9 protein-coding genes and 1 other annotated feature are annotated in these 9947 nt (G+C 34.0%); of the genes, 3 read left to right on the forward strand and 6 right to left on the reverse strand.

Annotated elements, in window-relative coordinates:
- Positions 1-71: 71 nt before the first annotated feature.
- Entirely contained in the window at positions 72-1925 is a 1854-nt protein-coding gene (locus Q7P22_RS11225) for a heavy metal translocating P-type ATPase (RefSeq protein WP_303864199.1), read from the reverse strand.
- A gap of 139 nt (positions 1926-2064) precedes the next feature.
- A complete protein-coding gene (locus Q7P22_RS11230; RefSeq protein WP_303864201.1) occupies positions 2065-2367 on the reverse strand; it encodes an iron-sulfur cluster repair di-iron protein, ric in 303 nt (100 codons plus the stop codon).
- A gap of 149 nt (positions 2368-2516) precedes the next feature.
- On the opposite strand from Q7P22_RS11230, the gene Q7P22_RS11235 reads away from it, so the two are divergent.
- Positions 2517-2918, forward strand: a complete 402-nt coding sequence (locus tag Q7P22_RS11235; RefSeq protein WP_113920691.1) for a hypothetical protein — start codon at positions 2517-2519, stop codon at positions 2916-2918.
- Positions 2919-3308: 390 nt separating this feature from the next.
- Here the strand turns inward: Q7P22_RS11235 and Q7P22_RS11240 are convergent, their stop codons facing one another.
- From Q7P22_RS11240 to Q7P22_RS11250, 3 genes are all read right to left on the reverse strand, one after another.
- Positions 3309-3908 carry a 50S ribosomal protein L25 gene (locus Q7P22_RS11240; RefSeq protein WP_113920692.1) on the reverse strand — a complete coding sequence of 200 codons (600 nt, stop codon included), beginning with the start codon at positions 3906-3908 and terminating at the stop codon, positions 3309-3311.
- Between the two features lie 149 nt (positions 3909-4057).
- Positions 4058-4795 (reverse strand): ABC transporter permease, encoded by a 738-nt coding sequence (locus Q7P22_RS11245; RefSeq protein ID WP_303864205.1) that lies wholly within the window; start codon positions 4793-4795, stop codon positions 4058-4060.
- Positions 4796-4835: 40 nt separating this feature from the next.
- Positions 4836-5513, reverse strand: coding sequence for a response regulator transcription factor (locus Q7P22_RS11250; protein ID WP_113920695.1), 678 nt, complete (start codon positions 5511-5513; stop codon positions 4836-4838).
- A 258-nt stretch (positions 5514-5771) separates the two neighbouring features.
- Positions 5772-6016 (forward strand) — a binding site (T-box leader).
- Positions 6017-6270: 254 nt separating this feature from the next.
- Between Q7P22_RS11250 and Q7P22_RS11255 the strand changes: the two genes are divergently transcribed.
- Together Q7P22_RS11255 and Q7P22_RS11260 are read left to right on the forward strand one after the other, a co-directional pair.
- A complete protein-coding gene (locus Q7P22_RS11255) occupies positions 6271-7638 on the forward strand; it encodes a TrpB-like pyridoxal phosphate-dependent enzyme (protein WP_303864207.1) in 1368 nt (455 codons plus the stop codon).
- A 118-nt stretch (positions 7639-7756) separates the two neighbouring features.
- A complete protein-coding gene (locus Q7P22_RS11260; RefSeq protein ID WP_113920697.1) occupies positions 7757-9331 on the forward strand; it encodes a ClC family H(+)/Cl(-) exchange transporter in 1575 nt (524 codons plus the stop codon).
- Positions 9332-9574: 243 nt separating this feature from the next.
- On the opposite strand, the gene Q7P22_RS11265 is transcribed toward Q7P22_RS11260, so the two are convergent.
- Positions 9575-9947 (reverse strand): DUF421 domain-containing protein (locus Q7P22_RS11265; RefSeq protein WP_303864210.1); only part of this gene is annotated, 373 nt, incomplete at its 5' end.

Here is a 9947-nt window from a genome sequence, read left to right on the forward strand (position 1 = left end):
CCAAGCCTTATTTATTCAGGCAATGTTTGCGAATTTAAGCTGGGAAAGTTGAGTTTATTATTTATTCATCTTTAATATTTTAATTTATAGCTTAAGAGTCTCATGCCATTTAAAATAACCACTAATATACTTCCTTCATGTACTAACATTCCTATAGACATGTTCATCCATTCACTGAAGAATACGCTGGCAAGGAGCACTAATACAACTCCAACTGCAATAAAAATATTTTGGCGCATATTACTAGCGGTTGCTTTTGTCAAACCTAGTGCATGTGGTAATCGGCTAAAATCTGAATTCATTAGAACTACATCCGAAGTCTCTATGGCTACGTCTGTACCGCCTCCCATTGCGATTCCAATTTGAGCTAGAGCAAGGGATGGACTGTCATTCACTCCATCACCGACGAAGGCAACAATTTGACCTTTTCCTTGTAACTTTTCAATATATGCAGATTTATCTTCTGGCAACATGTGTCCATGAGCTTCTGTAAGACCTAGTTCACTTGCTACTAAATCAACGGTTCCTTGATTATCTCCTGAAAGGACTACTAGGTTTTTAACACCTAATTTCTTTAGCTTTTGAAGGTCTTCTTTTACTCCTGGTCTAATTTGGTCACGAATACCCATTAGGGCTTGTAACTTTCCGTCAACAGATGTAAGAACGAGTGAGTTTCCATTCTTTTCAAACCTCTTAATATCTGAAAGAGCTTTCTCGCTTAAAGAGACGTTTTCTTGCTCCATGAGAAAAACATTTCCTATTGCTATTCTATGATTTTCTACTTGAGCCACAATTCCGCCACCTTTAACAACATCTGTCTTTTCAACACTGTATTGTTTTGTCTCTCCAATATGTTCCACCACTGCATTCGCTAATGGGTGGTCTGATTCCTTTTCAACACTTGCTACATAAGCCAATACTTCCTCCACATTATCTGTATACATTTCCTGATCTGCTACTTTAGGATTTCCAATTGTCAAAGTACCTGTTTTGTCAAATACAATTGTATCTACTTTACTAAAATCTTGAATCACTTCGCTGCCTTTTAAAAGAACACCGTGTTTTGCTCCATTACCAATACCAGCAACATTTGAAACAGGTACGCCGATAACTAACGCTCCTGGGCATCCAAGAACTAATACTGTAATGGCCAGTTCGATATCTCTTGAAAATAACCATACGATAAAAGACAGAACCAAAACAGCTGGGGTATAATATTTAGAGAATTTATCGATGAAACGTTCTGCTTCTGATTTGGAATCTTGTGCTTCTTCAACAAGCTCGATGATCTTACCAAAAGTAGTATCTTCTCCTACACGATCTGCCATAATCTGGATGGTTCCATTTTCTAAGATTGTTCCTGCATACACTTTTGTATCTTTCTTTTTACTTACTGGAAGAGATTCACCTGTAATACTTGCTTCATTTATATGCCCTTCTCCGCTTAAAACCGTGCCGTCAACAGGAACCTTTGCGCCGGTTTTTACGAGTAAAGTATCTCCTACGTCAACTTCATCTACTTCTACTTCTTCAAATTCGCCATTTTCCATTTGTTTTAGGGCACTTTCCGGCGCCATTTCTGTTAGTTCTTTAATTGCAGATCGTGTTTTGTTTAGTGTTCGTTGTTCTAAATAGGCTCCAAATAAGAATAAGAATGTAACAATAGCTGATTCTTCAAGGTTCTTAATTAAAAATGCTCCAACAACTGCAATGGTAACTAAAACATCGATGCTGACAACTTTTACTCTTAATGCTTGGTACGCTTGGATTGCAATAGGCGCAACGCCTAGAACAGATGCTATACCTAAAGACCAAATCGCTATACTTTCATTTTTAAAGCCTAATTCACTAATAAATCCAATAAGGATTAAAATCCCACTGATTACGGTTATGTGATTTTTCTTACTTAATATAAATCTCTGCATATTTACTCCCTCCCCCTTTTATTTTTGGGTTTCTTATACGCATATGTTCCTATTTGAAATGGATGTAATCCATTTGTTTACCTTGTTATAATCCAGAAAGCAATTTGTTGCTTTTGCTTTCTGGATTTAGTCTTTCATCTTAAGCTTGATAAGCTTGATCTACATCAGCTAACATATTGTATACAGCTTCAAAGCTTTCACAAACATCGCCTGGAACAGTGTAGTGGTTTGTGATTTCCCGTAGTTTAGATAATTCTTCGTTTAATTCAGGTTTTTCTGATCCTGCAGCTTTTATTTTCTCGTTAATCGCATCAAATAATTTTTTCACATCATGAAATTCTGGATGATTATCTCCATGAACTCGATCTACAACTGGTACATATTGTTCTAATCTCTTAAAATGGCTTTCCTTCACTTGATTAAATGTTAATTGGTTTGACATATCTATTCCCTCTTTCTTGTTTTGTTTGATTTCTTGATTACATCATACCAATTATGTAAAGTATTTAAATTGATCTATATCAAGTTTATTGATATTTTTTATTATATAGATTATGATATACTCAATACATATTGTAAAGGGTGTTTTATTTGAAAAATATTAACCGAATTTTAATGAGGATTCATTTATTCGTTGGAATTGGTGCTTTTTTTGGGGGAGTTTTTGGTATGACGAGTCCGAGTGGAGCGGCATTTGGCATGCCAGCTAGTAAGTATTTAATAGGGTCACCATTTAAAGACTTCTTTGTTCCTAGTCTTTTTTTGTTCGTCATTATAGGGATTGGAAATATTGTAGGATTTCTATTTCATTTGCGTAAAATCAAATACGATAATCTGTTGAGCATGGGCCTTGGTCTCATTTTATGTATGTGGATTGTCATTCAATGCATTATCTTATCTAATATTAATCCTCTTCATGTAATATTTTTTGTTATTGGAGCAATACAAATTTTATTACCTATATCAAAAAATAGAAAAACCAAAGATGCCTAATGGTGAAAGTACTTTATAAACTGTATAATTTACACTTCATCTTTAAGCTTTAATTATTAAAAGTATATTATATAGCGAGGCAATGAATTCTAGAGATTATCCTTTGATATATTATGAGATTTCTAAAATCGTAATATAAAGAAGTGCCTACGACGCTTTAGTCGCTAGTCATTAGTCACTAGCATTAGGGTATTCCTTTAGGGTCAAGATCTTTCGCTTGCGCTCAAGATGACTGGACAGGAGTCAATGTCAAAAGTAGGACTTTCTTATTACATAAAAAAACAGAGTAGAAATATTTCAATATCTACTCTGAAAGAAATCTGATTTAGATTTATGAAGGAAGCATAGCACTTCCTTGTAAATCTATTATTTATTTTATGCTTGTCTTTTTTATAAACTAGTATCTGCTTCTTCAACATCTTCTTCTACTACTTGAATCTTTGGCTCTGTTACAACAACGATAACATCATCAGCATTATTTTGTGCAATGATACCATCTGCTAGTGTAAGATCCCCTACTTTAACTGTATCGCCTTTTTCTAAATTAGATACATCAATATCAATAGTCTCTGGAGTATTTTGTGGTAAACATTTTACTGTTACTGCATCTAGACTAGTAGCCAATAACAATTTCTTTTTCTCTAATGATTCCATACCTGTAAATCGAATAGCAACATCCGTCTGAATTTCTTCAGTAAGGGATATTTTGTGAAAATCTACATGTAAGATTTCTCTGCTTATAATATCGTTTTGAATTTCTTTGATAACGACAGTATAAGGATCTTGGTCGGGTAATTCTAATTTAAATACCCCATTTCTACCTGATGTAGTTAGCATATTCCTAAAATCATCCTTTTTAATGGATACAGATACAGCTTGTATTTCTTTTCCGGATATAGCTCCAGGTAAATAACCAGACTTTCTTAATCTTTTATTAGCACTAGAACTAGCCCTACTACGTTGATTAATTTTTACCGTATTAATTTTCATGGAACATTCCTCCTTTATTGTTATATATAGTATATATCATTCATAGTTTTAAATCAATTTTACACACTATACAGATAGTATTTCTATATTTTAGGAAAAATATTCCTATTCCTATAAATTAATTTATTTCAATTTTGTCTGGTTTTATACTATATAATCTCTTGCTTAAGTACATCTATAATATTTTCTCTTTTAATCTTTTTACTAGAGTAAAGCATTGATACTCCAACTATCACAAATACTGCAATTATTGCTATAGAAACACTCACCCATGGAATCTCAAATACAAAGCCAAACTTAACCATAAGTGTTTTGTGTATTAAATACATCACAACAAAACTTATTGGAAGCCCGTATAATAGAGCTTTTATACCATAGAATAAGCTTTCATAATTTATCATTTTATTAAATTCTTTAGGTGTCATTCCAACAGATTTCAGCATTGCAAACTCTCTTTTCCTAAGTGCTATGCTAGTTGATATCGTATTAAAAATATTGGCTACACATATTGAGGCAATGAGTAAAACAAAGGCATATGTGAATACAGACATTAATACGATCATCTGTTCTTCTCTTTTCCTATTCATATATATATTATAAATAGCCATTTCATCTTCACCATATAATCCTTGAATTTCTTCACTGTCTTCTTGAAGTTTTAAAGGATTATCACTTTTTAGATATAGTGCCCTATTTACGCTCTCGCTCATATTCATATTATCTTGTATGATTTTATAAAAAGCATCCTCAGATACAATTACATTAAAACTATCCTTGTAATTAATAGAAGAAAATATTAATGAAGAAGAAAATATAAACATTATAATTCCACTAACTGGATTAATAATAGCAGATAAAATAATTCCTATAGCTGATATCCCTATCATTAATGTAAATAAAACTCGAATTTCTCTATTTCTTAGGATACTAATCACCCACCTTGTATCCAAGACCACGTACCGTCTTAATAATTGTAGGTTTCTGAGGGTCATCTTCTAATTTTTCACGTATTCTTTTAATGTACACTGTCAACGTGTTATCATTTACAAAATCTCCTGCCACATCCCAGATTCCTTCTAGCAGCTGACTTCGAGATAACACCTGACCTTTATTTTTAACAAAAGTTAATAATAGACGATATTCTAATGCGGTTAGATTGACTTCTTCACCATCTTTATAAACCTTTGCTTCGAGTGTATTTATTCGTAAACTATTATTTCCAAGAATAATAGTTGAACCATCTTCCTTATGATATCTTCGTAGTACTGATTTTATTCTAGAAACAAGCTCTCTAAGGCGAAATGGCTTTGTTATATAATCATCTGCTCCCATATCAAGCCCCATAACCACATTGACTTCGTCATCACAAGCAGTTAAAAATATAATGGGTATATCTCTTTTATCTTTTATTATTTTGCATAGCTCATAACCTGTTCCATCTGGCAAAGATATGTCAAGTAAACATAGACCAAATTCATTTTCAATTAGGGCCTTTTTCCCTGAGGCAACATCATGGCATAAAACTATAGTAAACCCTTCTTTTTCTAAAGAATACTCTAAAGCAGAGGCTATCGTTTTATCATCTTCGACCAACAAAATCTTCAAATTACCACCTCATTCATTAAGTTAATATTATTATAACATTTCACAAAACAAAGATGGCATTAGGTCAAGAGTATTATATAGAAATAGCACTTAAACTTTTTATTCATTTAGTGCTAAAATATCACGCTCCTAGCCTTTTATTGTTTTGGGATTAAAGTTATAATAATTACACAACACAAGAAAACATTTTATGAATTGAATTTAGATTTTTTCTAATTATTATTGACAATATATTCTAACAAGTATAATATAAGTAAAAAGAAACTGTTGATAGAGAGAAGTAAACTATAAACTATACTTATAGAGATCTGCAGGTGGTGGAATTGCAGAAGTAAAAGAGTAGTCGAATGGGCTCTAGAGGGTGGCTGCAAAATATTTAAAGTAGTGGCCAACGGAAACTCCTACCGTTATCAGAGGGAGTGCACATGATGGTGTGTAACTAAGTGGATCTTTATAAGATCAATTCGGGTGGTACCGCAAAAGTCTAAGCTTTTGTCCCAAAACAATTTTGGGATAAAATCTTAGACTTTTCTTTTTGCGCGAACTAATGAGCCGAGCGAAAACGAAGTTTTCGTAGTATATATGTAATGTAACAGACAAATAGCTTGCTATTTGGGCTGTGAAATTATATATACGTAATATTATCTATTAATAATCAATCCTGTAAACAATAAGTCAGAAATCTTGACAATATATAAATCTAAATGCCAGAAATCAAATACCTATGTTTCTGGAAAAAATGAAAGGAGAGAGAATAATGACAAAAATACCTTACAAAACATATCTAACAGAAGACGAGGTGCCAAAGCAATGGTACAATATGCGAGCCGACATGAAAGAACAACATGACCCTTTTCTTAATCCAGAAACATTAGAGCCTCTGTCAACAGAAGATCTATATCCTATATTCTGTGAAGAATTGAGCAAACAAGAAATGGATCATACCACAAGGTATGTGGATATTCCTGAAGAGGTACAAGAATTTTATAAGATGTTTCGTCCCTCTCCACTTATAAGAGCCTATAATTTAGAAAAGGCATTGGGCACACCTGCAAAAATTTATTACAAATTTGAGGGAAATAACACCTCTGGCAGCCATAAACTTAATTCAGCGGCTGCAATGGCTTATTATGCGAAAAATCAAGGGCTTACCTCTGTGACTACAGAAACTGGTGCTGGACAATGGGGTACTGCTTTATCTATTGCATGTGCTCATTTCGGTCTTGATCTTACTGTTTTTATGGTAAAGACCTCCTATGAACAAAAGCCTTTTCGAAAATCGGTCATAGAAACCTATGGAGCAAAGATTATTCCAAGCCCATCTATAACTACAGAAGTAGGTCGTGCTATACTAGAAAAAAATCCTAATACCGGAGGCAGCCTAGGATGCGCTATTTCAGAGGCGGTAGAGCAAGCAATAAAACAAGAGCAATCAAGATATGTGCTCGGTTCTGTGCTAAATCAAGTGCTATTGCATCAGTCCGTCATTGGTTTAGAATGTAAGACTGCCCTAGAAAAATTAGGCGAATATCCAGACATTATCGTTGGTTGTGCAGGTGGTGGATCTAATTTAGGTGGATTGATTGCGCCATTTATGCAAGATAAAATTACAGGTAAGAAAAACCCACGGGTTATTGCTGTCGAACCAGCTTCATGCCCTTCCCTTACTAGAGGTAAATATGCTTATGATTTTTGCGATACTGGTCGTATAACGCCACTAGCCAAAATGTATACTTTAGGAAGTGATTTTATGCCATCTCCTAATCACGCTGGAGGACTTAGATATCACGGAATGTCACCTATCCTTTCTAAATTGTATAATGATGGCTATATAGAAGCCATATCTGCAGAGCAAACTACAGTATTTGATGCAGCAGTAAAATTTGCCAAACTAGAGCAGATCCTTCCTGCACCAGAGTCATCTCATGCAATTTACGGTGCTGTAAAAGAAGCTTTAAGGTGTAAAGAAACAGGTGAGCAAAAGACCATACTTTTTGGTCTTACAGGCACAGGTTATTTTGATATGGCAGCTTATAATCAATATAATAACAAGACCATGAATGATTACATTCCTACAGATGAAGATTTGCAACGAGGTTTTGATAGCTTGCCTAAGGTAGATTAATAGAGCGGACACAGTTCGCTTCTATATTTTCTTACCTTTAGACAAGTTATGATTTTTTTTCGCTTTTTAATTTATAGGCACTAATATGGTACTAATTATATAGAAAGAAGAGTTTATATTGAAAGAAAAGACAATACAGTTTTTAAACGATACTCGAGTTGCTTTTACTTGTAAAGGAATTGTGGTAGGTATAGCGGCTGGCTTTGTTGTAAGTCTTTTTCGCTTGATCATCGAAAAAGCATCTCATCTCGTATTTAATGTGTATGGATTGTTGAAAGAGGAACCTAAATGGATCATTTTATGGGTGTTGATTTCATTAATTGTCTCTCTATTTATCGGTTACCTAATCAAAAGTGAGCCTAATATTAAAGGAGGAGGAATACCTCAAGTAGAGGGGGAACTCATTGGAGCTATTAAAATGAATTGGTGGTCCGTCTTATGGAAAAAATTCATAGGTGGGATTTTATCTATTAGTTCCGGTGTGTTTGTGGGTGCAGAAGGGCCTTCTATCCAATTGGGTGCTGTAGTGGGACAAGGGATTAATCACTTTTTAAAGGGCAAGCGAATGGATGAGAAAATACTCATTTCTAGTGGTGCTGGTGCTGGTTTAGCTGCTGCCTTTAATGCACCTATTGGAGGACTAATGTTTGTACTAGAAGAAATCCATCATCATTTATCCCCTTTACTATTGCTAACCACTCTTGTTTCAGTGGTTACCTCTAACTTTATCTCTTTGAATATCTTTGGTCTACAACCTGTACTATACATTGGAAAGTTAAATATCTTTCCTACGCAAGCCTACGGTCATTTAATTCTATTAGGAGCAATCTTAGCAGCACTAGGAGTACTATATAATAAAATTGTATTTATACTCCCTAAGATTTATGGATTGATTCCTCGTCTATCCCCTAATTTTTATGGAATCATTCCATTCATAATCGTCATACCTATAGGCATAATTTATCGTGAAATTATCGGAAGTGGTAGTGAAATTGTTCTCGATCTTGGAACCACTTTTCCAGAATTAAAGGTAATTCTCATAATCTTTGTCATACGATTTGGGTTTTGCATGATTTCTTATGGAGCAAATTTACCTGGGGGAAATTTGATTCCCATCCTCTCTTTAGGAGCGATTATTGGAGCAATATATGGAACTTTCCTTTTTAACAAAATGGGAATCGACCAAATTTTTATAAGGAGTTTCATCGTTTTCGCTATGGCAGGTTATTTTTCAGCGATTTGCAAAGCACCACTTACTGCTATATTTTTAGTAACAGAAATGGCTGGAACCCTCAATCAGCTTATGCCCTTGGCAGTTATTTCACTTACTGCGTATTTAGTCTCTGATTTGCTCGGTGGCGAACCATTATATGAAGCCCTTTTAGAGCGCTTAGTAGGTAAATACAGAGGAAATTTAACTGGCAAAAAAGAAATTATCGAAATTCCAGTCGTAATAGAAAGCTGCTTAGATGGCGGTATGATACGAGATTATAAGTGGCCAGAAGAAGCTCTCATCACCTCCATTAGACGTGGTGAAAAAGAAATCATCACCCATGGGGATACCATTATCCGTTCAGGAGATTACTTAATCATATTGACAGATCAAGGGGTAGCTAACAAAGTTCGCCAAGAGGTTGAAAGAATGAGTGTTCATTCAAATAAGAATGCTCAGAAATTGCAAATACAAAGGTGAGGTACCTAGTAGAATATAGAAAACAAAAAAATATAAGGGGCGAGTTCATAATATTTTTATAATCTTCGCCCCTTATATCTTGTACCCACTAGTCATTAAATCTTGCTTATATTCTTTTATACCCTTGCTAAGATTGGTTAATCATTTTGGGAAAGAATAAGAATATATTTTTGTTCTTCTCTTAGTGTAACCCATGCTAATATAACATCAATCACATACTTCAATCATATCAAACGACGACTATCAATAATTTCTCGATTTTTCTTTTTTATCAATATATACAGAACCATCTCTTTGTAACTGAGCGTATAAAACATCTTTTACACTATTAATTCCTTGTATTTTAAGCTGATCAAGTAGCCATTGACTGTTCAAATTAACTTCTTGTAAGCTTTTATTTACCATTTTTCCATCAATAATTAAATCTGTTGGCAGATATTTAATTGTTTGGTTTTGAATATCCAAATCATTTTTTACAACATTTTCACTACCTGGATATTTTAAAATTGTTAGTTGACCATTCGTTTCTAATATAGCATATTGCACATCTTTAATTGAAAACTGATTACGGCCAGCTAAACGTACCATTAACGCCATCTTTTTTACCAATGAATGA

It is taken from the genome of Alkalibaculum bacchi (assembly GCF_937875145.1).
In the GTDB taxonomy this organism is placed as follows: Bacteria; Bacillota; Clostridia; order Eubacteriales; family Alkalibacteraceae; genus Alkalibaculum; species Alkalibaculum bacchi_A.

Coding starts and splice junctions, on each gene's coding strand:
- Q7P22_RS11230 (WP_303864201.1), bottom strand. CDS start 2,367: ATGTCAAACCAATTAACATTTAATCAAGTGAAGGAAAGCCATTTTAAG.
- Q7P22_RS11255 (WP_303864207.1), top strand. CDS start 6,271: ATGACAAAAATACCTTACAAAACATATCTAACAGAAGACGAGGTGCCA.
- Q7P22_RS11245 (WP_303864205.1), bottom strand. CDS start 4,795: ATGATAGGGATATCAGCTATAGGAATTATTTTATCTGCTATTATTAAT.
- Q7P22_RS11240 (WP_113920692.1), bottom strand. CDS start 3,908: ATGAAAATTAATACGGTAAAAATTAATCAACGTAGTAGGGCTAGTTCT.
- Q7P22_RS11225 (WP_303864199.1), bottom strand. CDS start 1,925: ATGCAGAGATTTATATTAAGTAAGAAAAATCACATAACCGTAATCAGT.